Raw genomic sequence first — 25795 nt, forward strand, 5'->3', positions numbered from 1 at the left:
AACAAGCAATTATGGCGCAATTCTACTCTGCAAACCGTCGCGTGGCGACCCAGCAAACCCTGAACGTGACCTGTCACGCCCTGGATGGTTTCGGCCACGGCGTGGCGCGCCACCAGGGGAAAACGATTTTTATCCCCGGCCTGTTGCCGGGTGAACAGGCAGAAGTGCGCATTACCGAGGACAAACGCCAGTTTAGCCGGGGCAGGGTAACAAAAAGGTTAAACGACAGCCCGGAACGGGTGACGCCGCGCTGCCCGCATTACGGCGTGTGCGGCGGCTGCCAGCAGCAGCACATCAGCCAGGCGTTGCAACAGCAAGCCAAGGCCGCCACGCTTGGCGCATTGCTGACGCGGGAAACCGGCGCGGCCCTGGACAATATCATGCTCGTGGGCGCGGACGCCTACGGCTACCGGCGGCGCGCGCGCCTGGCGCTGGAATACCGGCATAAAACCCGCTCCCTGGCCATGGGCTATCGCCAGGCCAAATCCAGCGATGTGGTGGATATCAGCCATTGCCCGATCCTGCGCGCCGGGCTGGAACAATTGCTGGCGCCGTTAAAAACGGTGCTGGCGCGGCTGAAGGCGGTAAAGCGCCTGGGCCATGTGGAACTGGTCATGGCGGATAACGGGCCGCTGGTGGTGCTGCGCCATCTGGATGCGCTGGGCGACGACGACCGGCGGCTGTTGCTGGACTTCGCCGCGCGGCACCGGGTGATGATATGGCTGGCCGCCGACAGTGAATCGCTGGAATGCCTGAGCGGGGAGCCGCCGGTTTACCATATCGACGATTTGCGTCTACAGTTCAGTCCAAGGGATTTCATCCAGGTCAATGACGAGGTCAACCGCCGCATGGTGGCGCTGGCGCTGGAATGGCTGGCGCCCGGGGCGGACGAGCGGGTGCTGGATCTGTTCTGCGGCATGGGCAACTTTACCCTGCCGCTGGCGAAGCGCTGCGGGGAGGCTATCGGCGTGGAAGGGGTTGCGGCGCTGGTGGCGAATGGGCAATATAATGCACAACAGAATTTATTGAATAATGTCACCTTCTTTCATCACAATCTGGAAGAGGACGTGACCACCCAGCCCTGGGCCAACCGGGGATTTGATAAAATATTGCTCGACCCGGCACGCGCCGGCGCCCTGGGCGTGATGTCCCGCATCGCCGCCTGGTCGCCCCGGCGTATCGTCTATGTTTCTTGTAATCCGACAACACTTGCGCGGGACAGCAAGGTGTTGATGGCGTCGGGCTATATCCCGGCGCGCGTGGCTATGCTGGATATGTTTCCGCATAGCGGACATCTTGAATCGATGACGTTGTTTTTAAAAGATGCCGGCATCTGTGCAAAGTAGGGAGTGGATATGGTTGCGGTACGAAGTGCGCATTTGAATACAGCGGGCGAGTTTGTCCCCGAAGACTGGGTAGCCAGTCTGGGTCTTTCCAACCCGCAGTCAAGTGAGCGGCTGGCCGAAACCTGGCGTTATTGCGAAATGCAGTGTAAAGAACACCCCGACGCGGCGCTGATCCTTTGGCGCGGCATCGAGATGGTGGAGATCCTGTCCATGCTCAGCATGGACAGCGACAGCCTGTGCGCGGCGCTGCTGTTCCCCCTGGCCGACAGCGACGTGGTGGAAGAGTCGGTGCTGGAGGCGCGGTTCGGCAAGAAAATCGTCGAACTGGTGCACGGCGTGCGCGATATGGACGCCATTCGCCAGTTAAAAGCCACCACAAACGACTCCATGGCGCCGGAGCAGGTGGATAATGTCCGGCGTATGCTGCTGGCCATCGTCGAGGACTTCCGCTGTGTGGTCATCAAGCTTGCCGAGCGTATCGCCCATCTGCGCGAGCTTAAGGACGCGCCCGAGGACGAACGGGTGCTGGCGGCGAAAGAAAGTTCCAATATCTACGCGCCGCTGGCGAACCGGCTGGGGATCGGTCAGCTCAAGTGGGAGCTGGAGGATTTCTGTTTCCGTTACCTGCATCCGGACGAGTACAAACGCATCGCGCAGCTGCTGCACGAACGGCGCATTGATCGTGAGCAATATATCGATGATTTTGTCGCCTCGCTGCGCGATGCGATGAAAGAGGAAGGCCTGAGGGCCGATATTTACGGACGGCCCAAGCATATCTACAGCATCTGGCGCAAGATGCAGAAAAAATCGCTGGAATTCGACGAGCTGTTCGACGTGCGCGCCGTGCGGGTGGTGGTGGAGCGACTGCAGGATTGTTATGCCGCCCTCGGCATCGTCCACACGCATTTCCGCCATTTGCCCGATGAGTTCGACGATTACGTCGCCAACCCCAAGCCCAACGGTTACCAGTCCATTCATACCGTGGTGCTGGGGCCGCGCGGCAAAACGCTGGAAATCCAGATCCGCACCCGGCAGATGCATGAGGATGCCGAACTGGGCGTGGCGGCGCACTGGAAATACAAAGAAGGCGCCACCGCCACCGGCGGCGTGCGCTCCGGTTACGAAGAGCGCATCGCCTGGCTGCGCAAGCTGCTGGCCTGGCAGGAAGAGATGGCGGACTCGGGCGAAATCCTCGACGAAGTGCGCAGCCAGGTGTTCGACGACCGGGTCTATGTCTTTACGCCCAAGGGCGACGTTATCGATCTGCCCGCCGGTTCCACCCCGCTGGATTTCGCCTACCATATCCACAGCGATGTGGGGCACCGCTGCATCGGCGCCAAGATAAGCGGCCGCATCGTGCCGTTTACCTATCAGCTGCGCATGGGCGACCAGGTGGAGATCATTACCCAGAAGCAGCCCAACCCCAGCCGCGACTGGCTTAATCCCAACCTGGGCTATGTCACCACCAGCCGCGGGCGCTCCAAGATCCATAACTGGTTCCGCAAACAGGACCGGGACAAGAATATTCTGGCCGGCCGCCAACTGCTGGACGATGAGCTGGAGCATTTGGGCCTGAGCATCAAGGAAGCCGAAAAGCTGCTGTTGCCGCGCTATAACGTCAATACGCTCGACGAGCTGCTGGCGTCCATCGGCGGCGGCGACGTGCGCATCAACCAGATGATCAACTTCCTGCAGGGCAAGCTCAACAAGCCCAGCCCGGAAGAGCAGGATCGCGAGGCGCTCAAGCAATTGACGCAAAAGCCGTCCGCGGTGCCGCGCTCCAAGGACAACGGCCGGGTGGTGGTGGAAGGCGTCGGCAACCTGATGCACCATATCGCCCGCTGCTGTCAGCCGATTCCCGGCGACGAGATTACCGGTTTTATCACCCGCGGCCGCGGCATTTCCATTCACCGGGCGGACTGTGAACAGCTGGCCGATTTACAGGCCAACGCGCCGGAACGTATCGTCGACGCCGTCTGGGGTGAAAGTTATTCCAGCGGTTATTCGCTGGTGGTGCGGGTGGTGGCCAACGATCGCAGCGGCCTGTTGCGCGATATCACCACCATACTGGCCAATGAAAAAGTCAACGTGCTGGGCGTGGCCAGCCGCAGCGATATCAAACAGCAGCTCGCCACCATCGATATGGATATAGAAATTTATAACCTTCAGGTTTTGGGCCGGGTATTGTCCAAGCTTAACCAATTGCCGGACGTGATCGACGCGCGCCGGCTGCACGGAGAATAATATGACCACGAACGCCGCCGACGCCCAGGCACGGCTGCTGGCCATCATGACCCGCCTGCGCGACCCGCTGACGGGCTGTCCGTGGGATCAGCGCCAGACGTTCGACACCATCGTCCCCTACACGCTGGAGGAGACCTACGAGGTGCTGGACGCCATTGCCCGGCGCGATTATGACGATTTGCGCGACGAATTGGGCGATCTGCTGTTCCAGGTGGTGTTTTACGCTGAAATGGCGCGCGAACAGGGACTGTTTGATTTTGCCGGCGTATGCAACGCCATCAGCGATAAGCTCGAGCGCCGCCATCCGCATATTTTTGCCCGCCGGCCCGGCGAAGACGCGGCGGCGGCTCCCGGCCAGTGGGAACGGCTCAAGGCGCGGGAGCGGGCGGAAAAAGAGCGCCCGTCGCCGCTCGACGATATACCCGACGCCCTGCCGGCGTTAATGAAGGCGCAAAAAATCCAGCAGCGCTGCGCCACGGTGGGATTTGACTGGACCCGGCTCGGCCCGGTGCTGGACAAGGTCTACGAAGAGATAAACGAGGTGATGCACGAAGCCCGCCAGCCGGTGGTCGACCAGGATAAGCTGGAGGAAGAGCTGGGCGACCTGCTGTTTGCCACCGTCAACCTGACCCGCCATTTGGGCAAGAAGGCGGAAACCGCCTTGCAAAAAGCCAACCGTAAATTCGAGCGCCGGTTCCGCCAGGTGGAAGCGATTATCCAGGCCGGGGGGCAAACCCTGCCCGAGGCCAGCCTCGAGCAGATGGAAGCCGCCTGGCGGGAAGTAAAAAAGCGGGAAATCGCCGGGTAAACGCCGCATTGCCGCGCGCGCGGGCGCGCAATTTGCAAAACGAACGTTTGTGGCCGATTCCAGCTTCAGGTATACTGTTTTCCCGTCTTGGTTATTCCGTCTTTACACCTAAATTCTCAGGTTCAGCATGACAACAAATTATATTTTTGTAACCGGCGGGGTCGTTTCCTCATTGGGTAAAGGCATTGCCGCGGCCTCCCTGGCGGCTATTCTTGAAGCCCGGGGACTCAACGTTACCATCATGAAGCTGGACCCCTACATCAATGTGGATCCAGGCACCATGAGTCCCATCCAGCACGGCGAGGTGTTTGTCACCGAGGACGGCGCGGAAACCGATCTGGACCTGGGCCACTACGAGCGCTTTATCCGCACCAAAATGTCCCGTCGCAATAACTTCACCACCGGCCGCATCTATTCCGACGTGCTGCGTAAAGAACGCCGCGGCGACTATCTCGGCGCCACCATCCAGGTTATCCCGCACATCACCAATAACATCAAGGAACGCATCCTTGAGGGCGGAGAAGGACATGACGTGGTGTTGGTGGAGATCGGCGGCACCGTGGGCGATATAGAATCCCTGCCGTTCCTGGAGGCCATCCGCCAGATGGCGGTGGATGTGGGCCGCGAGCACACCATCTACATGCACCTCACCCTGGTGCCCTACATGGCCGCCTCCGGCGAGGTGAAAACCAAGCCGACCCAGCATTCGGTCAAGGAACTGCTCTCCATCGGCATCCAGCCGGATGTGCTGATTTGCCGCTCCGACCGCTCGGTGCCCAACAACGAGCGGGCGAAAATCGCTTTATTCTGCAATGTGCCTGAAAAAGCGGTAATTTCCCTGAAAGATGTTGATTCCATTTATAAAATCCCGGCGCTATTGAAATCCCAAGGCCTGGACGATTATATTTGTAAACGATTCAGCTTGAACTGTCCCGAGGCCAACCTGTCTGAATGGGAGCAGGTGGTATACCAGGAAGCCAATCCGGGCGGCGAAGTCACCATCGGCATGGTCGGCAAATATGTCGAACTGCCCGACGCCTATAAATCGGTTATTGAAGCGCTGAAACACGCCGGGCTGAAAAACCGCCTGACGGTGAATATCAAGCTTATCGATTCGCAGGATGTGGAAACCCGCGGCGTGGAGATCCTGAAAAATCTCGATGCGATCCTGATCCCCGGCGGCTTCGGCTATCGCGGCGTCGAAGGCAAGATCCTGACCGCGCAGTACGCGCGTGAAAAAAAGATTCCCTACCTGGGCATTTGCCTGGGATTGCAGGTGGCCTTAATCGAGTTTGCCCGGCACGTGGCGGGCATGGAAAACGCAAACTCGACCGAATTTGTGCCAGACTGTAAGTATCCGGTCGTCGCATTGATTACCGAATGGCGCGATGAAAACGGCGCCGTGGAAACGCGCACCGAGCAAAGCGATCTGGGCGGTACCATGCGCCTGGGCAGCCAGGCCTGCCAGTTAACCGACGGCAGCCTGGTGCGCGCCATGTACGGCGAGCAGACCATCGTCGAGCGTCACCGTCATCGTTATGAAGTCAATAATATGCTGTTGAAGCCTATCGAAGCCGCCGGCCTGCGCGTTGCGGGGCTGTCGGGGGATAACCGCCTGGTGGAGATTATCGAATACCCGGATCATCCGTGGTTTGTGGCGTGCCAGTTCCATCCCGAGTTTACCTCGACGCCCCGCGACGGCCATCCGCTATTTACCGGCTTCGTCAAGGCGGCCGGCGAGTACCAGAAGCGTCAGCTGAAATAAATTTGAACAGGTGGGCGGCGCGCGGTCAGGGTATTGCGCGTGGTTCGTCAGGAATTTTGTTTTAACTTGTACTGAGGAAATACTAAATGTCCAAAATTGTTAAAGTCATCGGCCGTGAAATCATCGATTCACGCGGCAATCCGACTGTAGAAGCAGAAGTACATCTGGAAGGTGGTTTTGTAGGTTTGGCCGCCGCGCCATCAGGTGCTTCCACCGGTTCGCGCGAAGCGCTGGAACTGCGTGACGGTGACAAATCCCGTTTCCTGGGTAAAGGCGTGACCAAGGCGGTTGCCGCGGTTAACGGTCCCATCGCCGAGGCGGTGCTGGGCAAGGACGCGAAAGACCAGGCCAATATCGACAAGATCATGATCGATCTTGACGGCACTGAAAACAAATCCCAATTCGGCGCCAACGCCATCCTGGCCGTTTCCCTGGCCGCGGCCAAAGCCGCCGCCGCGTCCAAAGGCATGCCTTTGTACGAGCACATCGCCGAACTGAACGGCACCGCCGGCAAGTTCTCCATGCCGTTGCCGATGATGAACATCATCAACGGCGGCGAACATGCCGACAACAACGTCGACATCCAGGAATTCATGATCCAGCCGGTTGGCGCGAAAACCGTCAAGGAAGCGATTCGCATGGGTTCTGAAGTTTTCCATAACCTGGCGAAAGTGCTGAAGTCCAAGGGCCTGAACACCGCGGTCGGTGACGAAGGCGGCTACGCGCCGAACCTGGAATCCAACTCCGCCGCCCTGGCCGCCATCAAGGAAGCCGTGGAAAAAGCCGGTTATGTGCTGGGTAAAGATATCACCCTGGCCATGGACTGCGCCGCGTCTGAGTTCTACAGCAAGGAAACCGGCAAATATGAACTGAAAGGCGAAGGCAAATCCTTCACCTCCGAAGAGTTCACCCATTACCTGGAAGGCCTGACCAAGACCTATCCTATCGTCTCCATCGAAGATGGCCTGGACGAATCGGATTGGGACGGTTTTGCTTATCAGACCAAAGTGCTGGGTGACAAGATCCAGCTGGTCGGTGATGACCTGTTCGTGACCAATACCAAGATCCTGAAAGAAGGTATCGATAAAGGCATCGCCAACTCAATCCTGATCAAATTCAACCAGATCGGTTCGTTGACCGAAACCCTGGCGGCGATCAAAATGGCGAAAGACGCCGGCTACACCACCATCATCTCTCACCGTTCCGGCGAAACCGAAGACGCCACCATTGCCGATCTGGCCGTGGGCACCGCCGCGGGTCAAATCAAGACCGGTTCAATGAGCCGTTCCGACCGCGTTGCCAAGTACAACCAGCTGATTCGTATCGAAGAAGCGCTGGGCGCACGCGCACCGTTCAACGGCCTGAAAGAAGTGAAAGGCCAGGCATAATCGCCCATTCCCGGCTCAGTGCGCCGCTTGACGGCATGCTGACAGGGAATGCGCATGATGTCTTTATCACTTTCCGCTTCTGCAAAAGCCTCATCGTAAAGATGGGGCTTTTTCTTATCGTTCAATATGGATTTAGCCGAAATCCACATCCAGCGCCTGATAGACGGCATAGTGTGTGTCAGTAGTTAGCCATAATAAAAGAATGACATGATAACCCCTTTTATTCCATGGCAGCGGAATAAGCATGTTATCTTTTGGTTTTAATGCTGCCGTGTGCTGCCAGTAGGGGGTTTGCGGGTTCAGCATTTCCCAGAACGGCACCGGCTCAATCTGGTCGCGGGAATAAGGCCATCGTTGCGACCAATCATTCTTAGTGATAAACGCGCGATAGCCCCTGGTGGCGCGCGGGGCGTAATATACCCATTCTACATACAATTCCTGACCGCGGTTTACCCGGATTCTGGGCCAGTTAAAAGGACGGCCTAAATAGAATGTCATATCCTGATCGTCTAAAGACACCAGACCCCGCGTGTCCTGGTGACCACCGCTAAGGATGTAAAGGTCGGCGGGTGGCGTTGAGCTTTCTACATCATCCTGAAATGGCTGGCGAACAGGCCCCGGGAACCGGTCGGGAAAATTTTTGCCCCCGGTCATGGCTTCGGCAAACCAGACTTCAAGATATCCCTGATTGGCAAGAAACTGGGCACGTGAGGGTGGGACCGTCAACCGGCCGAGGCGGGCCCCATAATCCAGGTTTGATTCGCCGGAAAATACCGGATAGCCGGCGCGCTGGATGTTATCTCGCTGATAATGGGCATAGGGTAGATTAAAGAGACGATGGCCATTACCGATACGATTCACCTTGTAACAATATTTAATATTGAAGCTTTTTTTAGGCGGGTCAACGGTTTTTGCTTTATGGCACATAAGTGTCTCCAGATTTCCTCGCAACGGAAAATCTGATTAGTGTACAAATCAGAAAAATCAATGCTCTTTTATATCAATTTTAAAAAACTGATAGCAAATGTTTTTATTATTATGTAAATAATTAATTTAATTATATATATAGGATCAAATCCTGAAGCTGGCTTGTTAATTTCAGGGTTTTAAGCCATTTAATATACAATATTTGAATCAATTTCAATATCGAAAGCCTGATAAACGGCATCTTCAAAATCAGCTATAAGCCACAATAAGACGATGACATGATGCCCTCTTTTATTGAAGGGAATGGAGATTGCATGATGAGTTTTTGGTTGCAAGGCCGCTGGATACCGCCAGTAAGGGATCGCTTGATTAATATCCTGCCAAAATGGAAACGGCTCCAACTGAGCTCTCGTAATACGGGCATTGGGATTCCAGCCGTCGCGGGTAATAAACGCCCGATAGCCCCTGGTAAGCCGTGGCCTGTCGTATAGCCATTCTACGTTTAATAACTGACCGGCGCTCAGCCGTAGCCTGGGCCATTGACGAATAGCGAACAACGTGAGGATAGCGATTTGATTATCGGTTAAATTAACCGTACTAATCTCACCACCCTGGCCGCCACTGAGTATAAAATCATCCAGTGGCGGAGTGGCGCTCCAGACATCATCCTGGAAAGGGGGAAAAACAGGTCCGCCATTGCGATCAGGGAAATTTTTTCCGCCTGTTGCTATATTGATTTGCATGGGGTGAAGCCTGCCTAAATCGACCAAGGTTTGCGCGCGCGAAGCCGGACTAACGATAGGCAAGGGTGGCACTGGCGTATCGTCGCCTGTCGAGTTTATATAACAGCCGCTGTTGTTATAGCGAATATTATTTGACTGTTCCCAATAAAGCGACAAAGAATAACGATCTTGCCAGTCACAGCAGTTGCAATATTCCCTTGGGTCATTATCGTTAGGATTAACTCTCGGTAAATAATATTTAGGTGTGTAATTTTTATTCATAATTTACTCCTGATAATGTGGAATGTAAATAAATATAGTTTTTTCTGATATTTAAGGGTTTTGCTGTCTGTTTAAATATCATCGAATAGGTAGTAAATAAAATATTCTAAAAAAATTGGTTGTAACAAGGGCAACAAGCAATAGTTCCGGCCCAGCTATCGGCAGATATGTCCGCAGCTGGACCTTTGTTCCAGTAATGGATAATTTAACCGAAATCGACGTCAAATCCCTGATAGATAGCAAAAGGCTGATTGGCTATCAGCCAGAGTAAAATAATGACATGATGGCCTCTTTTGTTAAAGGGAAGCGTTAAAGGCAGCGTTATTCGTGGTTGTAAATCGCCTTCGTGCTCATGCCAGGGAACACCCTGATTGAGCGTATTTAAGATCGGAGCGGGTTCCAATTGATTACGCGCAATGCGCTGTGTGGAATCCCAATTATCACGTGTAATAAACGCGCGGTACCCCCTGGTGATTCGAGATATGGTGTTCACCCACTGAATGGTCAAGGTTTGCGCCGGGTTAACCCGTAATCTTGGCCATTGGGTGAAATTGCCGCCAGTCGCGAGTCTTAACTCTTCGTCTGTGCTATTGACGATATCGCGTACATCCCCACTACCGCCGTTGATGATCCGTCCATTAGGCGGGGGATCTGAACTTTGTACGTCTTCATTGAACGGGAACAATACAGGGCCGGCAAATAAGTCAGGGAAATTTTTACCCCCGGTCATTTCATCAACCAGGAACGGTGGTATATATCCATTATTGAGCATAATCACGGCACGCGAAGCCGGTGATACCACACGACCGCTTTGCGGATCGATTGGCTCGTAAAAAGGGTAGGGAGGCGGATAACCATAATTCCGCCGGTAATCTCCCCCCTGACGGTGATCAGGCCGGTAGGGAAGTTGATTATTGTCGATATAACTCATGATAGGCTCCTTTATTATCAGGTAATGGGTAAATAATGCAATAAGCCGGTTACATTAGCCAAAATCCACATCAAATGCCTGATAAAAGGCAAAGGGTTGATCGGCAATGATCCAAAGCAATAGGATAACGTGATGGCCTCGTTTGTTAAAAGGTAATGGCAAATTAAATGTTAAACGCGGCGGTAGACTAGACTGATGAGCAAACCAGGGTCTCGCCTCATTTATTTCATTAAAGAATGGAGCGGGTTCAATCTGCGCTCGCGTTAAGCGGTTATTTTGCGCCCAGTTATCTCTGGTAATAAAAGCACGATAACCACGCGTAATTCGAGGGGCATCTATCAGCCATTGGATGTGCAATGCTTCAGCGGGATTTACCCGCAGTCTTGGCCATTCACTAAACTGAGGGCGAAAATTAGCAAATTCCGCATCGGTGAAATCAATTCTACCGCGCTGATCAAGATTACCGCCACTAAGTATAAAATTATCCGGGGGAGGCGTTGCGCTTTCAACATCCTCCTGAAACGGAAAGGGTACTTGCCCAGCAAATAAGTCGGGAAAATTTTTTCCACCGGTGGTTTGATTTACCGTGAAGAATTCCAAGCCGTTCACATTCAGAAGAATTTGGGCGCGTGAAGCCGGCGACACCACGCGACCGGTTAGCGGGTCGAGCGGCTGGTAAAAAGGGTAGGGCTCCGGATAAATACCGCCACAGGGCGGTTTGACGGAATAAGGATGAGGCGGCTGTTGCGGACAGTCAGGGCGGTAATTTTCAACCGAATTGTGAACGGTGTCGCGATAGGCATCATGGCGATTGGGGTCTTGGTTATAATCTATATGGCTCATACTCAACTCCTGAAATGAAAGGCAATGTGGTTAGAAATAGTGGGGCCGCACCGTTTTCAAAATTATTACACAGTCATTGTAATTGACGGTTTATGCTTAACATGTGATTGCAATCATGAATGTTTTTTGTTGCCAAATGCCTTTTATGCTTGATTACCATTTCGGCTCAACATTGGAATGAGCGCAAATAATGTTAATCCTGTGCCCGGTTGATATAGCCGGTGGCAGGGCATAATTTCATTGCTCGTTTAAATTAATTAATATCCATATCAAATGCCTGATACAGCTATTATTAGTATCCATCCGCGGCCGGATAGGGATTATGGCCTGTATAATTAACTGGATAGTCACGGCGATCCTGGTACTGATCTGATCGTGAATATGCATATGCCACCGCGACGAAATTGGCCCGCGGCGGAGTTACATATTTCACTCAGCCAATATCCACATCAAAGCCCTGATAGAAGCCGTTCGGCGAATCGGCGGTTACCCACACCATGACAATGACATGATGGCCCCTTTTGTTAACCGGTATCGGGGCGCTGTGAAAAACCCGCGGGATTAACTGGTCACGAAAATTATTGAAGGGGACCAGCGGACTAATGTCCTCATAAAAGGGCCTTGATTCGAGCTGCTCGCGGGTAATACGCTGATTAGGGTTCCAGCCGTCCCGGGTGATAAACCAGCGATAGCCCCTGGTGGTATGGCCCATGGAATAAAACCATTCCACATTGAATCGCTGACCCGGCGCCACCCTTAGCCTGGGCCAGCCGGCAAACCGGGGCGCCAGTTGGTTTAGCTCGGCATCGGTAAAATTGACCCGATTACGGTTGCCGGTCCTGCCGCCGCTGATAATAAAACCGTCAGCAGGCGGCGCGGCGCCCCAGGCATCGGTTTGAAACGGCGGGGGAGGTGTCCCGCCGGAGAGGGCAGGAAAGTTTTTGCCGCCTTCCATTTCATTGGCCTCCCAGGCCGCCAACAAGCCCTCGTTAAGCAGAAACTGGGCGCGGGACGGCGGGTTAATCACGCGCCCGTGGCGCGCCTCGACTTCTTGGAAATATTTTATATCAATGTAGCTGTAGCAGTTATCACGCGGAAAATCCTGCCGGCAAGGCGCAGGCGGATAGTCATGACAGCCGCTTTCATCCCGATAAGGAGGGTAGCCGCCTTGCCCATCATGATGGGGATCCGGGTAACCGCTCTCGTCCCGAGGGGAATGAGGGTCGTCATTGTCTTGCTGGCGATGATCAGGATAATTATCTGGTGTTTCGTTATCATAAGTGCCCATATCCGACTCCTGTTAGATCTCAAAATGAAAAGCGGAAGGGTATCCGCGGACTTACTTCTGGTTCAGTCCAGTATTGTTGAACACGCGCAGGCGGGATGTGATGACGCAGAGGAATGGTTTTTAATGCCAATTGCATTTTGTGGTAACGAGAGGAGGAAAGATCGGGTATTGTGCCGCCGGCAAGAGAAATTTGGTCTGCTTCAGCTAAAATGTAATAATCACCGCCCTTATAGCTAGGCAATTAATCGAGAACATCATGCAGTACCCGCTTAACGAGATTTTCCAAACGCTTCAGGGTGAAGGTTATTTTACCGGCGTGCCGGCGATATTTATCCGCCTGCAGGGTTGCCCGGTGGGCTGCAGCTGGTGCGATACCAAACATACCTGGGAAATGGACCCGCGCCGGGAGGTTCCCGCGGGGGACATTCCGTTAAAAACCGCCGACAGCGATCGCTGGGCCACGGTTGCGCCGGAGGATCTGCTGGCGATGATTGAACGGGAAGGTTATACCGCGCGTCATGTGGTCATTACCGGCGGCGAGCCGTGTATCCACGACCTGTATATGCTGACGCAGGTGCTGGAGCAGCAGGGATTCAGCTGTCAGATTGAAACCAGCGGCACCCATGAGGTGCGTTGCACCAGCCAGACCTGGGTGACGGTATCGCCCAAAGTGGGCATGCGCGGCGGTATGGAGATTCTGCCCCAGGCGTTGGAACGCGCCGATGAGATTAAACATCCGGTGGCGCGGCAGCGGGATATCGAACATCTCGATGCGCTGCTGGCTACGCTTGAAGACGACAAACCGCGCATTATCGCCCTGCAGCCCATCAGCAGGCAGGACGCCGCCACGAAATTGTGCATCGCCACCTGCATCGCCCGCAATTGGCGCCTGTCCATGCAAACCCACAAATATCTGAATATCGCCTGAGACATGCCTGCGGTGACGGCTTTCGCCATCGTCCAGGGAACCCATGTCCTGCCGCGTTTGACACGCAACTGCGGGTGCCGCGCCGGTTGAGCGTGGCGCCGCTATATCGAGGGTTGGCGGGCGGCGGAGGTGTGGTTATTCGTCGCCGCGATAGATGCAGCCGGCGGTGCAGGTCTCTTTCACCACGATACCGCTCAGCAGGGGCAGGCTGGGTTTAAGTTGCCGCCAGATCCACTGCGCCAGTATTTCGCTGGTGGGGTTTTCCAGACCGGGGATATCGTTGAGATAATAATGATCAAGCCGGTCGAGGATGGGATTAAAGCACGCCTTGAGCTCGGCGAAATCGACCACCCAGCCGGTGACCGGATCCACTTCACCGGTGATTTCCACCCGTACCATAAAAGAATGGCCATGCAGCCGGCCGCATTTATGGCCGTCCGGGACATGCGGCAAACGATGCGCCGCCTCAAATGTAAATTCTTTAAATAACGTGGTTACCACTATAGGGCCTCTTGTCAAAACAAACGCTGCATGGTACCGAAATGCGGCTTATGATTCTATGCTAACTGCCGGGAACCGATAATAAGTTGGCTAAGGGGTCATCAAAGCACCATGAACGCGGGCAAATATCGTCATTTATTTCTTCGGCCGTGGCTAACCGCCGGGTTCTGGCTGTCATGCTTGCTGGCGGTGGGCGCTTGCCGCGTTAGCGCCGCCGGAGTAGAGACGCTCGCCGTCCCCACGGCCGAAGGCGTAATGTCGGCCTATCTCTATCGCCCCGATGCCGACGCGCGCGATATGCCGGTGGTTATGGTGCTGCACGGGGTAAAACGCGACGGCGCCCAAGCCCGGGATCAATGGATCGCCGCGGCCAATCGCTACCATTTCCTGATTATAGCCCCCGAATTCCCCGGCGCGCGTTATCCCGGCGCGCGCGGCTATATGTTGGGCAATACCGCGGAGGGAACAAAGGGTTCGGGCGTGACCCGTCCGGTTGCCCTGTGGTCTTATTCCCGTATCGGCGACATCTTTAACGCGTTGCGGCGCGACGGCATTACCCGCCGCCGTGACTATCTCCTATACGGCCACAGCGCAGGCTGCCAGTTTGTCCACCGTATGCTGATGGCGCTGCCGGATGCGCCGGCCAGGGCGGCGGTCTGCGCCTCGGCCGGCTGGTGGACGCCGCCGGATGCGCGCAGGCCCTGGCCCTATGGCCTTGCGGGCGCGCCTTTTTCCCTGGATGCCGGCGGCGAAGCCGGGTTTTTTGCCCGCCCGACGCTGATTATGGTCGGTGACCGGGATACGCGCACCCGGCGCACCGCGATGCGTAAAACGCCGCAGGCCCAGGCGCAGGGCGCTACCCGGCTTGAACGCGCCGGCTGGTATTATCAGCGCGCGCAATCCCTGGCAAAACAGCAGCCTACGCCGTTTAACTGGCAATTTATCATCGTGCCCGGGGCCGGGCATCAAAGCCCGCTGCTGGTGGATGAGGCGGCGCGCTTCTTTAACCAGTTTAAGTGATAAGTTTAACCAAAATAACTCTTTAGGCTATTTAGTTATTTTTTATTACCATCCCATCCTTTATTGATTGCCTCGCACTGAGTAACCTTACAAACTCTGGTGATCTCTTTATTCGCGCCCGGCCAAACCGCTACGCACAAGGAAATTCGAACAGCAATGACGACTCAGGCTCCACCTACTTCTTTGCTCCCCCTCAATCCGGAACAATTAGCCCGCCTGCAGGCTGCCACCGGTGATTTTTCACCGCTGCAAATGGCCTGGGTATCCGGTTATTTTTGGGGACAAATCAACCAGACGACCGTCGCCGCGACCAGCCCTGCGCCCGCTCAGGTTCAGGCGCAGGCGATTACATTGCTGTGTGCGTCGCAAACCGGTAACGCCCGCCGGGTGGCGGAACAGCTGCGTGACGATCTGATTGCCGCCAAACTCGATGTCGCCCTGGTAAATGCCGGCGAGTATAAATTTAAACAAATCGCCCAGGAAAAACTGCTGGTGATCGTCGCCTCCACCCAGGGCGAGGGCGATCCGCCGGAAGAGGCGGTAGCGCTGTATAAATACCTGTTCTCGAAAAAAGCCCCCCAGCTTGCCGCCACGCAGTTTGCGGTATTGGGCCTCGGCGACACCTCGTATGAGCATTTCGCCAAGATAGGTAAGGATTTTGACGCGCGCCTGGCCGAGCTCGGCGCCCAGCGCCTGCTGGACAGGGTTGACGCCGATGTGGAATATCAGCCGGTGGCGCAAGCCTGGCGCCGGGATATCCTGGAGGTATTGAAAGCGCGGGTGCCGCAGGAGAGCGCGGCCCGGCAAGCGTTGACCATCAGCGGCGCGGTGGATGAAGTCGACTCCACGCCATATACCAAGGAGCAGCCGCTGGTGGCCGAGCTGGCGGCGTCACAAAAGATTACCAGCCGCAGCTCGCTGAAAGACGTTCGCCATATCGAAATCAGTCTCTGCGACTCCGGCCTGCGTTACCAGCCGGGTGATGCCCTGGGCGTCTGGTATGAAAACGACCCGGCGCTGGTGGATGAACTGTTGAAGCTGCTCTGGCTGGACGGTGGGCAAACGGTGACGGTAGAGGGACAAACCTTGTCCCTCGCCGATGCGCTGCGCGCTCATTACGAACTGACCCAGAACACCACGCTCATCGTCGGGGAATATGCCGCCATCGCCCGCGACGAGGCGTTGCTGGCGTTGACGGCGGATAAAGATCGCCTGCAGCGTTACGCTCAATCGACGCCTATCGTGGATATGGTGCGCCAGGCGCCGGTGGAATTGGGCGCGGATCAACTGCTGGCGTTGCTGCGTCCGCTAACGCCGCGGCTGTATTCCATCGCCTCGTCGCAGGCGGAGGTCAGCGACGAAGTACATATCACGGTGGGCGTGGTGCGCTATGAGGTGGATGGACGGCCGCGCACCGGCGGCGCCACCGGCTACCTGGCCGATCGCCTGGCCGAGGATGACCAGGTGCGCATATTTATCGAACACAATAATAATTTTCGCCTGCCGGCCGATGGCGACACGCCGGTGATTATGATTGGACCGGGCACCGGTATCGCGCCGTTCCGCGCTTTCATGCAACAACGGGAAGCGGATGGCTCCACCGGCAAGAACTGGCTGTTTTTCGGCAATCCACATTTTACCGATGATTTCCTCTATCAGGTGGAATGGCAGCGCTATAAAAAACAGGGCCTGCTGACGGCGATTGATTTGGCCTGGTCGCGGGATCAGCCGGAGAAAATCTATGTACAGGATCGGCTGCGGCAAAAAGGCGCCGAAGTCTGGCGCTGGATAGAGCAGGGGGCGCATATTTATGTTTGCGGCGATGCCAACCATATGGCAAAAGACGTTGAGCAGGCATTACTGGACGTGGTAGCCGGGCACGGTGGCATGGACACCGAGCAGGCCGACGAATTTTTAAGCGAGCTGCGCATTGAGCGCCGTTATCAGCGGGACGTCTATTGATGAGTGAAAAACAACCTACTCCCCCCTTATCCGATAATGAACGGCTGAAAGGGGCCAGCAATTTCCTGCGCGGCACCATCGCCGAGGATTTGCACGACGGGCTGACCGGCGGTTTTAACGGCGATAATTTCCAGCTGATCCGTTTTCACGGCATGTATCAGCAAGACGATCGCGACCTGCGCGCCGAACGTACCGAACAAAAGCTCGAGCCGTTGATCAATATGATGCTGCGCTGCCGCCTGCCGGGGGGCATTATCACGCCGCGGCAGTGGCTGGGCATCGAGGCCTTTGCCGCCGAGCATACCCTGTACGGCAGCGTGCGCCTGACCACCCGCCAGACGTTTCAGTTCCACGGCGTGCTCAAACCCGATCTGAAACAGATGCATCAACTGCTGCACAGCCTGGGTCTGGACTCCATCGCCACGGCGGGGGACGTCAACCGTAACGTGCTGTGCAGCGCCAATCCGGTGGAATCGGTTTTGCATCAGCAGGCCTATGAGTGGGCGAAAAAAATCTCCGAACATTTGCTGCCCAAGACCCGCGCCTACGCCGAGATCTGGCTGGACGGCGAAAAAAGCGAAACCACCGACCAGGAGCCGATCCTCGGCCCCACCTACCTGCCGCGTAAATTCAAGACCACGGTGGTGGTGCCGCCGCTGAACGATGTCGATCTGCATGCCAACGATCTGAATTTCGTCGCCATCAGCGATAATGGCCAACTGGTCGGGTTTAACGTGCTGGTGGGCGGCGGCCTGGCGATGACCCACGGCGATAATTCCACCTATCCGCGCAAGGCCAGCGAATTCGGCTATATCGCGCTGGAACATACCCTGGCCTTCGCCGAGGCGGTGGTGGGCACCCAGCGCGACTGGGGCAATCGTTCAAACCGCAAAAACGCCAAGACCAAATATACCCTGGAGCGGGTCGGCGTCGACACCTTTAAAGCGGAAGTGGAACGGCGCACCGGCATTCAGTTCGCGCCGATCCGTCCTTATCATTTTACCGAGCGCGGCGATCGTTTCGGCTGGGTCAAAGGCATTGAAAATCGGTGGCATTTAACCCTGTTTATTGAAAACGGCCGCATCCTTGATTATCCGGACCGGTTGCTGAAAACCGGCATGGCGGAAATTGCCCGCATCCATAAAGGGGATTTCCGGCTTACCGCCAACCAGAACCTGATCGTGGCCGGCGTGCCCGCGCGGGATAAAGCCAAAATCGAAGCCCTGGCGCGCAAGTACGGCCTGATAAACGACGGCGTTTCCCCGCAGCGTAAAGCGTCCATGGCCTGCGTGGCCTTTCCCACCTGCCCGCTGGCGATGGCCGAGGCCGAGCGCTTCCTGCCGCAGTTTGTCAGCAAAGTGGAGGACATTATGTCCGCCCACGGCCTGGGCGATGACGAAATCATCCTGCGTGTGACCGGTTGCCCGAACGGCTGCGGCCGCGCGATGCTGGCGGAAATCGGCCTGGTGGGCAAGGCCATCGGCCGCTATAACCTGTACCTGGGCGGCGATCGTTCCGGTGAGCGCATCCCGCGCCTGTATCGGGAAAATATCACTGAAGACGAGATCCTGGCCGTGATCGACCAGACCGCCGGACGCTGGGCGGGAGAACGCCAGCCGCAGGAAGCCTATGGTGATTTTGTTATCCGCGCCGGTATCGTCAAGCCGGTGGTTAACTCAGCCCAGGATTTTTATGACTAACCCGAGGGGCGACCTATGAGCAGCCTGAACCTGACCGAACTGAATGTGTTGCCGAAAGAGGAACAAACGGCGGCGCTCGCCGATACGAACCGTCAGCTTGAAGCCCTGACGGCGGAAGAGCGCGTGGGTTGGGCGCTGGCAAACCTGCCCGGCGAAACGGTATTATCGTCAAGCTTCGGCATCCAGGCCGCGTTGTGCCTGCATCTGGTGACCCGCCAGCGGCCGGATATCCCGGTGATCCTGACCGATACCGGCTATCTGTTTCCGGAAACCTATCAGTTTATTGATGAGCTGACTGACAAGTTGGGCCTCAATCTGCGGGTATTCCGCGCGGAACTTTCCCCCGCCTGGCAGGAGGCCCGCTACGGCAAACTGTGGGAGCAGGGGGTGGAAGGGATCGAGAAATACAACCAGATCAATAAAGTCGAACCGATGAACCGCGCCTTAAGCACGCTAAAAGCGCAAAGCTGGCTGGCGGGGCTGCGCCGCGAGCAGTCCGGCAGCCGCGCCCATCTGCCGGTGCTGGCCATCCAGCGCGGGGTATTTAAACTGCTGCCGATAATCGATTGGGACAATAAGCAGGTGTACCAGTATCTCAAGGCGCACGACCTTGGCTATCATCCGCTGTGGGAGCAGGGCTATCTGTCGGTGGGCGATACCCATACCACGCGCAAATGGGAGCCGGGCATGAGCGAGGAAGAAACGCGCTTTTTTGGTTTAAAGAGGGAGTGCGGTCTGCACGAGGGGTAAGTTGCCAGGTATCTCTATCAATGCGCGGTTGATCAACGTCTCCCTTTTACCTAAGGATTGTGGATAAAGAGACGCGCTGAACAATACACCCTCATTCCGCGGGCATGCGGTTTTAACGCCGCATGTTTCACCTGTCAACTTATCTACGGCTTTTCCCCCTGGGTCAACCCTTGCAGCAGCGGCCATAATAACCGCATGCTGTCGCGGGCGCGTTTGCCGATTTGCCCGGTCAGGTGGCTATCAAGATACTGCACATTATCGCGCTGACCCTGGTAACGCACCATGCCCTGGGGAAAATTGGCGCTGGGCTTACGCTGGCGGCAACCGTCGCCGATGGTGCCCGAACCCACGTCCAGCACCGCGAATCCCGCCTTGGCGAACGGCAGTGCGTCGCTGGCGCAATCGGCGGAGGTTCTGACGCCGGGACTCAAAATCAGCGGAATACCCGCCTGGCGCGCCCGTGCGCCCAGGTTTTTGACCAGTTCCTGTATGCGGATGTCGCCGCTGTCCGGGCTATAATTGACGCGCAGCTTGTCGCCGGCCACCAGGCTGTCGAGATTAATCACCAGCAGCGTATTGCGCTTTTCCTGCGCCGACATGCGCTGCAGGTAATCATCCACTCCCAGGGTTTCCGGCTCCCCGGCGCTAAGCGCCACAAAACGCACCCCGACCACAAGCGGGCCGCGGCCGAGCTGCTGCGCCAGGCCGAGCATCACGCCGAGGCCGGAGGCGTTATCGTCCACGCCCTGCAGCGTCAGGCCGCCTAAATTATTATTGAGGTCCGCCACGCTTCGCGGCATAAAGGTATCCATATGGGCCAGGATCAGCACTTCGCCGGGGGCGCTGCCGGCCCGGGCGGCAATCACCGAGGTGGCGGTGATTTTGCGCCAGTCGGCCTTGCCGGCGCCGCCGTGAAACAGATAGCGGGTATTAAAGCCGCGCAGATCGCTGTGGAAGCCCAGCTCGGTGAAACGATGCTGGAGGTAGTCCGCCGCCATCAGCTCCGCGGGGCTGCCCGCCATGCGACCGGGGAAATAGGTGGCGATATAACGAATCTGCTCCTGCGCGTACTGGCCTGGCGTGAAGGCGGCGGCGGGCGCGCAAAACGCCAGCAGGCCGCCGAGGCTCAGCGTTAAACGGGCGCGTCTGCTGCGACCGGGGTGAAACATAAAACAGTATCCTTAATCGATGGGAACGGTATTGGTTTTTGCCGCTTAACCCGGCGCTATAGTATGAGACCGCCACGCGGGCAATACAATTTGTACCCAGAGGCGCGAACGGACAACCGCACGATTCGTTGCCGGTCTCTGCGCTGGGCGGGAGGGGGAAACGCGGCGTTATTCCATTAAAGCAATTGTAATTCCAATTAACTATTTCATAGAACCTAATCGCAAGACGTATAGTCACATTATTGCTAAGCCAACTCATCAAAGGTAGCTGTGGATTATTTACCTCTTTTTGCCGATCTCAGGCAGCGTCCGGTACTGGTGGTCGGCGGGGGCGAGGTTGCCGCACGCAAAATCCTGCTACTGCGGCGCGCCGGCGCACAGGTCAGGGTCGTCGCGCAAAGCCTTTCTCCCGAACTCGATCTGCAGGCGCAAAGCGGCCATATTCATTGGCTTGGCGAGACGTTTGCCGCCGGCATGCTGGACGGCGTGTTCCTGGTGATCGCGGCCACCAACGATCGGGCGCTTAACGCCGAGGTCTATGCCGCCGCCGAACAGCGGCACATCCTGGCCAATGTGGTGGACGATCAGCCCATGTGTTCGTTTATCTTTCCCTCCATCGTCGATCGATCGCCCATCATGGTGGCGATTTCCTCCGGAGGGGCGGCGCCGGTACTGGCGCGCATCCTGCGCGAAAAACTCGAATCCCTGCTGCCGGCCTTTCTTGGCCCGATGGCGCAGATGGCCGGCGCTTTTCGCGAACGGGTAAAGCAGCATCTTCCCGGAATGGACGCGCGACGACGTTTTTGGGAGCGGGCGCTGAACGGGCGGTTTGCCGGCCTGGTGGCGCAGGGGCGGCTTGACGGCGCCCGGGACGAGCTGGAGCGGGAGCTTAGCGCGCCCGCCGGACAGGCGGGCGAAGTGGCCCTGGTGGGCGCCGGCCCGGGCGATGCCGGCCTGTTGACGCTGCGCGCCTTGCAACTCATGCAGCAGGCGGATGTGGTGCTCTATGATTACCTGGTTAGCCCTGAGGTGCTTGAACTGGTGCGGCGCGATGCACAACGGATTTGCGTCGGCAAACGCGCCGGCGACTTTTGCATGCCGCAGGAAGAGATCAACCGGCGGCTTATCGAACACGCCCGGCAGGGTAAACGCGTGGTGCGCCTGAAAGGCGGCGACCCGTTTATCTTCGGGCGCGGAGGCGAGGAACTGCAGGCGGTGGCCGCCGCCGGCATTGCTTTCCAGGTGGTGCCGGGGATAACCGCCGCCGCCGGGGCCACCGCCTATGCCGGAATTCCCCTGACCCACCGCGATCATGCGCAAAGCGTGACCTTTATTACCGGCCACGCGCGGCGCGGCGGCGGCGATCTCGATTGGCCGGCGCTGGCGGCGGGCCGCCAGACCCTGGCTATTTATATGGGTTTAATGAAAGCGGAGGACATCAGCCGGCGGCTTATTATGCACGGCCGTTCGCCCATGACGCCGGTGGCGGTGATAAGCCGCGGCACCCTCGCCTCCCAGCAGGTGCTGACCGGAACCCTGGATCAACTTGACGTCTTGGCGAAACGGGCCTCGACTCCGGCTTTGCTGGTGATTGGCGAAGTTGTCACCCTTCATGATGAAATCGCCTGGTTTGGCGCCCAACACCTGGCGGCGCAACAGCGCGCGACGTTGGTTAACCTGGCTTAAGGATGTAACAATGGATCAACAACGACATACTCATTTGCGGCAGCTGGAGGCGGAAAGCATCCACATTATCCGCGAGGTGGCGGCCGAATTCGCCAACCCGGTCATGATGTACTCCATCGGCAAGGACTCCTCGGTAATGCTGCACCTGGCGCGCAAGGCGTTTTTCCCGGGCACGCTGCCGTTTCCGTTGCTGCATGTGGATACCGGCTGGAAATTCCGTGAAATGTACGAATTTCGCGATCGCACCGCCAAGACCTATGGCCTTGAGCTGCTGGTGCATCGGAATCCGGACGGGGTGGCGATGGGTATCAACCCCTTTATCCACGGCAGCGCCAAACATACCGATATCATGAAAACCGAAGGGCTGAAACAGGCGCTGAATAAATACGGCTTTGACGCCGCGTTCGGCGGCGCCCGGCGCGACGAGGAAAAATCGCGCGCCAAGGAGCGTATTTACTCGTTTCGCGATCGTTTGCACCGCTGGGACCCGAAAAACCAGCGCCCGGAGCTGTGGCATAACTATAACGGCCAGATAAACAAAGGTGAAAGCATCCGCGTTTTCCCGCTCTCCAATTGGACCGAACTGGATATCTGGCAATATATCTACCTGGAAAATATCGAGATCGTGCCGCTTTATCTCGCGGCGCCGCGCCCGGTGCTGGAGCGCGACGGCATGCTGCTGATGGTGGATGACGATCGCATCAACCTGCAGCCCGGAGAAGTCATCAGCCAGCGCATGGTGCGGTTCCGCACCCTCGGCTGCTGGCCGCTGACCGGCGCGGTGGACTCCACGGCGCAGACCCTGCCGGAAATTATCGAGGAAATGCTGGTGTCCACCACCAGCGAGAGGCAGGGCCGGGTTATCGACCGCGATCAGTCCGGATCGATGGAATTGAAAAAACGTCAGGGTTACTTTTAAGGAGCGGGCGACATGAACACAACCATAGCCAGGCAAATCGCCGAACAAGGCGGGGTGGAAGCCTACCTGCACTCGCAACAATATAAGAGCCTGCTGCGCTTTCTCACCTGCGGCAGCGTGGACGACGGTAAAAGCACCCTGATTGGACGCCTGCTGCACGATACCCGGCAAATTTATGAAGATCAACTGACCACGCTGCACTCCGACAGCAAGCGCCTGGGCACCCAGGGCGAAAAACTGGACCTGGCGCTGCTGGTGGACGGCCTGCAGGCGGAACGGGAACAGGGCATCACCATTGACGTGGCATATCGCTATTTCTCCACCGAAAAGCGTAAATTCATCATTGCCGATACCCCAGGCCATGAGCAGTACACGCGCAATATGGCCACCGGCGCGTCCACCTGCGATCTGGCGATCCTGTTGATCGACGCGCGTAAAGGGGTGCTGGACCAAACCCGCCGCCATAGTTTTATCAGCACCCTGCTGGGGATCCGGCATCTGGTGGTGGCGGTCAATAAAATGGATTTGGTCGACTACCAGCAGCACGTATTCGAGCAGTTCAAACAGGATTATCTGCGTTTCGCCGAGGAACTGCCGGTCGATCTGAGTATTACCTTTGTGCCGATTTCCGCCCTTGACGGCGATAACGTCGTCACGCCAAGCGTCGCGATGCCCTGGTATAACGGCCCGACGCTGCTGCACGTGCTGGAGACGGTCGAGGTCATCAATCTTAACGAGCAGCAGCCGATGCGCTTTCCGGTACAGTACGTCAACCGACCCAACCTGGATTTCCGTGGTTACGCCGGCACCGTGGCGGCGGGGTTGCTGCGGGTTGGCCAGGCGATAAAAGTGCTGCCTTCGGGCGTAACCTCGTCCATTGCCCGAATAGTCACCTTCGACGGCGATGTGGGCGAAGCCTGGGCCGGTGATGCGGTAACGCTTGTCATGGCGGATGAAATCGACATCAGCCGGGGCGATCTGGTGGTGGACGCCGGCGAAACGATGCGGCCGGTGCGCAACGCATTGGTGGATGTGGTCTGGATGACGGAAAAACCGCTGATGGCCGGCCAAAGTTTCGACATCAAAATCGGCGGTAAAAAGACCCGCGCCCGTATTGAAAATATCCAGTATCAGGTGGAGATCAACAGCCTGACCCAGCGTGTGGTGGACAGTCTGCCGCTCAACGGCATCGGCCTGGTGGAACTGGCGTTCGACGAGGCGATGGCGGTGGATAAATATCCGTATAACGCCGTGACCGGCGGCATGATTTTTATCGATCGCCTAAGCAACGTAACCGTAGGCGCGGGCATGGTGCGCGAGCCGCTGGCGGAAACCTTTAACGAGCCGCATAACCACAGCGAGTTTGAGCTGGAGCTGAACGCGCTGGTCCGCCGCCATTTCCCGCACTGGGGCGCGCGCGATTTGCTGGGCGGGAAATAATCATGGCCTCACGGCATACTCAACCCCTCCCGGCGCCCGCGGGCAATATCGTCTGGCACCAGCATCCGGTCACCCGGGAAGATCGCGAGCGGCTGCACCGCCATCAGGGGGCGGTGGTGTGGTTTACCGGGCTTTCCGGCTCGGGCAAATCCACCCTGGCGGGCGACCTGGAAAAGGCGCTACATCCGCTGGGCGTCAGTACCTATTTGCTGGACGGCGATAATGTGCGCCATGGTTTATGCAAGGACTTGGGGTTTACCGACCGGGATCGGCGGGAAAATATCCGCCGGGTGGGCGAAGTCGCGCGCCTGATGGTGGATGCCGGGCTGGTGGTGCTGACCGCGTTTATTTCCCCGCATCGCGCCGAGCGCCAGATGGTGCGCGATATGCTGCCCGAAGGCCGGTTTATCGAGGCGTTTGTCGACACGCCGCTGGAGATTTGCGAAGCCCGCGACCCCAAGGGCCTGTATAAAAAAGCCCGCGCCGGCGATTTACCGCATTTTACCGGCATCGACTCGGTTTACGAAGCGCCGGAACAGCCGGAGATTCATCTTGACGGTCAACAATTGGTAACACATTTGACCGGGCAATTGTTAGACCTGCTGCGTGGCCGCGTTATCATCAATTCCTGATAAGCCGCATCGATACCACGGTCGGCCGGCCGTGGTATCCCTAGCCCAGGAATTTGGATGTATGCTGAACGTCACCCCAGTCAAGCGCGTTTTGCCGGTTAAAGCTGCAACCGCCCCGGCCGTTGAACGCGCCGCCGAAGAGCCGTCCTATGGCTTTTGGGGGGCAATGGCGGGGTTTATCTTCTATTGGCTGGCCTTTGCCGTCCCCATCCTCACCTATGGCGCCAACGCGTTATTCTTTCTGCTCTACACCTGGCCTTTTTTCCTGGCGCTGATCCCGGTATCGGTGGTGATCGGCCTGGTGTTCAGCGTACTGCTGGCCGGCCGGCTGGTACTGATGATCATCAGCATCGGCCTGTCGGTCTTTTGCCTGTTCTGGCTGGTATTCGCCCTGCTCACCGGCTGGTAACGCGCAGGCGGGGGTTACGGCGGGTAACAAACCGTAAAAAATACGCAAAAATCCGGCTAAAAAAGCGGCTTTGCCGTCTTTTCCGGCTGATTTTACCGCCCGGTGTGGAGTCCTGGCCCAAGTTATGGGATGATT

22 protein-coding genes are annotated in these 25795 nt (G+C 57.0%); 15 read left to right on the forward strand and 7 right to left on the reverse strand.

The genetic code is table 11. The annotated features are described in order from the left end of the window. The first annotated feature begins 11 nt into the window (after positions 1-11). From rlmD to eno, 5 genes are all read left to right on the forward strand, one after another. Complete coding sequence (gene rlmD, locus VGC33_RS19195; protein WP_331122378.1) at positions 12-1346, forward strand: 23S rRNA (uracil(1939)-C(5))-methyltransferase RlmD; 1335 nt, start codon at positions 12-14, stop codon at positions 1344-1346. A 9-nt stretch (positions 1347-1355) separates the two neighbouring features. After that, a complete protein-coding gene (gene relA, locus VGC33_RS19200; RefSeq protein WP_331122379.1) occupies positions 1356-3590 on the forward strand; it encodes a GTP diphosphokinase in 2235 nt (744 codons plus the stop codon). Position 3591: 1 nt separating this feature from the next. Next, on the forward strand, positions 3592-4398 hold the full coding sequence (gene mazG, locus VGC33_RS19205) for a nucleoside triphosphate pyrophosphohydrolase (protein WP_331122380.1): 807 nt from the start codon (positions 3592-3594) through the stop codon (positions 4396-4398). 127 nt (positions 4399-4525) lie between these two features. After that, the gene (pyrG, locus tag VGC33_RS19210) at positions 4526-6163 is read left to right on the forward strand and encodes a glutamine hydrolyzing CTP synthase (RefSeq protein WP_331122381.1); all 1638 of its coding nucleotides are present in this window, start codon (positions 4526-4528) and stop codon (positions 6161-6163) included. 86 nt (positions 6164-6249) lie between these two features. Further along, positions 6250-7551, forward strand: coding sequence for a phosphopyruvate hydratase (gene eno, locus VGC33_RS19215; protein WP_331122382.1), 1302 nt, complete (start codon positions 6250-6252; stop codon positions 7549-7551). A gap of 132 nt (positions 7552-7683) precedes the next feature. Here eno and VGC33_RS19220 read toward each other — a convergent pair whose 3' ends face one another. From VGC33_RS19220 to VGC33_RS19240, 5 genes are all read right to left on the reverse strand, one after another. After that, positions 7684-8478, reverse strand: a complete 795-nt coding sequence (locus tag VGC33_RS19220; protein ID WP_331122383.1) for a lytic polysaccharide monooxygenase — start codon at positions 8476-8478, stop codon at positions 7684-7686. 188 nt (positions 8479-8666) lie between these two features. Beyond that, positions 8667-9482 (reverse strand): lytic polysaccharide monooxygenase, encoded by an 816-nt coding sequence (locus tag VGC33_RS19225; protein ID WP_331122384.1) that lies wholly within the window; start codon positions 9480-9482, stop codon positions 8667-8669. 205 nt (positions 9483-9687) lie between these two features. Further along, complete coding sequence (locus VGC33_RS19230) at positions 9688-10413, reverse strand: lytic polysaccharide monooxygenase (protein WP_331122385.1); 726 nt, start codon at positions 10411-10413, stop codon at positions 9688-9690. A 54-nt stretch (positions 10414-10467) separates the two neighbouring features. After that, entirely contained in the window at positions 10468-11256 is a 789-nt protein-coding gene (locus VGC33_RS19235) for a lytic polysaccharide monooxygenase auxiliary activity family 9 protein (RefSeq protein WP_331122386.1), read from the reverse strand. Positions 11257-11689: 433 nt separating this feature from the next. Further along, positions 11690-12544 carry a lytic polysaccharide monooxygenase auxiliary activity family 9 protein gene (locus VGC33_RS19240; RefSeq protein ID WP_331122387.1) on the reverse strand — a complete coding sequence of 285 codons (855 nt, stop codon included), beginning with the start codon at positions 12542-12544 and terminating at the stop codon, positions 11690-11692. Between the two features lie 256 nt (positions 12545-12800). Here VGC33_RS19240 and queE point away from each other — a divergent pair, with 256 nt between their 5' ends. Then, complete coding sequence (gene queE, locus VGC33_RS19245; protein ID WP_331122388.1) at positions 12801-13472, forward strand: 7-carboxy-7-deazaguanine synthase QueE; 672 nt, start codon at positions 12801-12803, stop codon at positions 13470-13472. Between the two features lie 135 nt (positions 13473-13607). Here queE and queD read toward each other — a convergent pair whose 3' ends face one another. Continuing rightward, on the reverse strand, positions 13608-13976 hold the full coding sequence (queD, locus tag VGC33_RS19250; protein WP_331122416.1) for a 6-carboxytetrahydropterin synthase QueD: 369 nt from the start codon (positions 13974-13976) through the stop codon (positions 13608-13610). A 108-nt stretch (positions 13977-14084) separates the two neighbouring features. On the opposite strand from queD, the gene VGC33_RS19255 reads away from it, so the two are divergent. The 4 genes from VGC33_RS19255 to VGC33_RS19270 all read left to right on the forward strand — a co-directional run bounded on the left by VGC33_RS19255 (position 14085) and on the right by VGC33_RS19270 (position 19405). Further along, positions 14085-14993 (forward strand): alpha/beta hydrolase family protein, encoded by a 909-nt coding sequence (locus tag VGC33_RS19255; RefSeq protein WP_331122389.1) that lies wholly within the window; start codon positions 14085-14087, stop codon positions 14991-14993. 156 nt (positions 14994-15149) lie between these two features. Further along, complete coding sequence (cysJ, locus tag VGC33_RS19260) at positions 15150-16955, forward strand: NADPH-dependent assimilatory sulfite reductase flavoprotein subunit (protein WP_331122390.1); 1806 nt, start codon at positions 15150-15152, stop codon at positions 16953-16955. Beyond that, positions 16955-18655, forward strand: coding sequence for an assimilatory sulfite reductase (NADPH) hemoprotein subunit (cysI, locus tag VGC33_RS19265; protein ID WP_331122391.1), 1701 nt, complete (start codon positions 16955-16957; stop codon positions 18653-18655). The genes cysJ and cysI overlap by 1 nt, the downstream gene beginning before the upstream one ends. Before the next feature lie 15 nt (positions 18656-18670). Continuing rightward, the gene (locus VGC33_RS19270) at positions 18671-19405 is read left to right on the forward strand and encodes a phosphoadenylyl-sulfate reductase (RefSeq protein WP_331122392.1); all 735 of its coding nucleotides are present in this window, start codon (positions 18671-18673) and stop codon (positions 19403-19405) included. Between the two features lie 143 nt (positions 19406-19548). Here VGC33_RS19270 and VGC33_RS19275 read toward each other — a convergent pair whose 3' ends face one another. After that, a complete protein-coding gene (locus tag VGC33_RS19275; RefSeq protein ID WP_331122393.1) occupies positions 19549-20574 on the reverse strand; it encodes an aminopeptidase in 1026 nt (341 codons plus the stop codon). Between the two features lie 270 nt (positions 20575-20844). Here VGC33_RS19275 and cysG point away from each other — a divergent pair, with 270 nt between their 5' ends. The 5 genes from cysG (at position 20845) to VGC33_RS19300 (ending at position 25660) form a co-directional block, all read left to right on the forward strand. Continuing rightward, a complete protein-coding gene (cysG, locus tag VGC33_RS19280; RefSeq protein ID WP_331122394.1) occupies positions 20845-22260 on the forward strand; it encodes a siroheme synthase CysG in 1416 nt (471 codons plus the stop codon). A 10-nt stretch (positions 22261-22270) separates the two neighbouring features. Then, complete coding sequence (gene cysD / locus VGC33_RS19285; RefSeq protein WP_331122395.1) at positions 22271-23179, forward strand: sulfate adenylyltransferase subunit CysD; 909 nt, start codon at positions 22271-22273, stop codon at positions 23177-23179. Between the two features lie 12 nt (positions 23180-23191). Then, positions 23192-24619, forward strand: a complete 1428-nt coding sequence (gene cysN, locus VGC33_RS19290) for a sulfate adenylyltransferase subunit CysN (protein WP_331122396.1) — start codon at positions 23192-23194, stop codon at positions 24617-24619. 2 nt (positions 24620-24621) lie between these two features. Continuing rightward, positions 24622-25251, forward strand: coding sequence for an adenylyl-sulfate kinase (cysC, locus tag VGC33_RS19295; RefSeq protein WP_331122397.1), 630 nt, complete (start codon positions 24622-24624; stop codon positions 25249-25251). Positions 25252-25312: 61 nt separating this feature from the next. After that, positions 25313-25660, forward strand: a complete 348-nt coding sequence (locus VGC33_RS19300; RefSeq protein WP_331122398.1) for a DUF3561 family protein — start codon at positions 25313-25315, stop codon at positions 25658-25660. The last annotated feature ends 135 nt before the right edge of the window (positions 25661-25795 follow it).

The organism is Acerihabitans sp. (assembly GCF_036398755.1).
In the GTDB taxonomy this organism is placed as follows: domain Bacteria; phylum Pseudomonadota; class Gammaproteobacteria; order Enterobacterales; family Enterobacteriaceae; genus Acerihabitans.

Coding starts and splice junctions, on each gene's coding strand:
- rlmD (WP_331122378.1), top strand. CDS start 12: ATGGCGCAATTCTACTCTGCAAACCGTCGCGTGGCGACCCAGCAAACC.
- relA (WP_331122379.1), top strand. CDS start 1,356: ATGGTTGCGGTACGAAGTGCGCATTTGAATACAGCGGGCGAGTTTGTC.
- mazG (WP_331122380.1), top strand. CDS start 3,592: ATGACCACGAACGCCGCCGACGCCCAGGCACGGCTGCTGGCCATCATG.
- pyrG (WP_331122381.1), top strand. CDS start 4,526: ATGACAACAAATTATATTTTTGTAACCGGCGGGGTCGTTTCCTCATTG.
- eno (WP_331122382.1), top strand. CDS start 6,250: ATGTCCAAAATTGTTAAAGTCATCGGCCGTGAAATCATCGATTCACGC.
- VGC33_RS19220 (WP_331122383.1), bottom strand. CDS start 8,478: ATGTGCCATAAAGCAAAAACCGTTGACCCGCCTAAAAAAAGCTTCAAT.
- VGC33_RS19225 (WP_331122384.1), bottom strand. CDS start 9,482: ATGAATAAAAATTACACACCTAAATATTATTTACCGAGAGTTAATCCT.
- VGC33_RS19230 (WP_331122385.1), bottom strand. CDS start 10,413: ATGAGTTATATCGACAATAATCAACTTCCCTACCGGCCTGATCACCGT.
- VGC33_RS19235 (WP_331122386.1), bottom strand. CDS start 11,256: ATGAGCCATATAGATTATAACCAAGACCCCAATCGCCATGATGCCTAT.
- VGC33_RS19240 (WP_331122387.1), bottom strand. CDS start 12,544: ATGGGCACTTATGATAACGAAACACCAGATAATTATCCTGATCATCGC.
- queE (WP_331122388.1), top strand. CDS start 12,801: ATGCAGTACCCGCTTAACGAGATTTTCCAAACGCTTCAGGGTGAAGGT.
- VGC33_RS19255 (WP_331122389.1), top strand. CDS start 14,085: ATGAACGCGGGCAAATATCGTCATTTATTTCTTCGGCCGTGGCTAACC.
- cysJ (WP_331122390.1), top strand. CDS start 15,150: ATGACGACTCAGGCTCCACCTACTTCTTTGCTCCCCCTCAATCCGGAA.
- cysI (WP_331122391.1), top strand. CDS start 16,955: ATGAGTGAAAAACAACCTACTCCCCCCTTATCCGATAATGAACGGCTG.
- VGC33_RS19270 (WP_331122392.1), top strand. CDS start 18,671: ATGAGCAGCCTGAACCTGACCGAACTGAATGTGTTGCCGAAAGAGGAA.
- VGC33_RS19275 (WP_331122393.1), bottom strand. CDS start 20,574: ATGTTTCACCCCGGTCGCAGCAGACGCGCCCGTTTAACGCTGAGCCTC.
- cysD (WP_331122395.1), top strand. CDS start 22,271: ATGGATCAACAACGACATACTCATTTGCGGCAGCTGGAGGCGGAAAGC.
- cysN (WP_331122396.1), top strand. CDS start 23,192: ATGAACACAACCATAGCCAGGCAAATCGCCGAACAAGGCGGGGTGGAA.
- cysC (WP_331122397.1), top strand. CDS start 24,622: ATGGCCTCACGGCATACTCAACCCCTCCCGGCGCCCGCGGGCAATATC.
- VGC33_RS19300 (WP_331122398.1), top strand. CDS start 25,313: ATGCTGAACGTCACCCCAGTCAAGCGCGTTTTGCCGGTTAAAGCTGCA.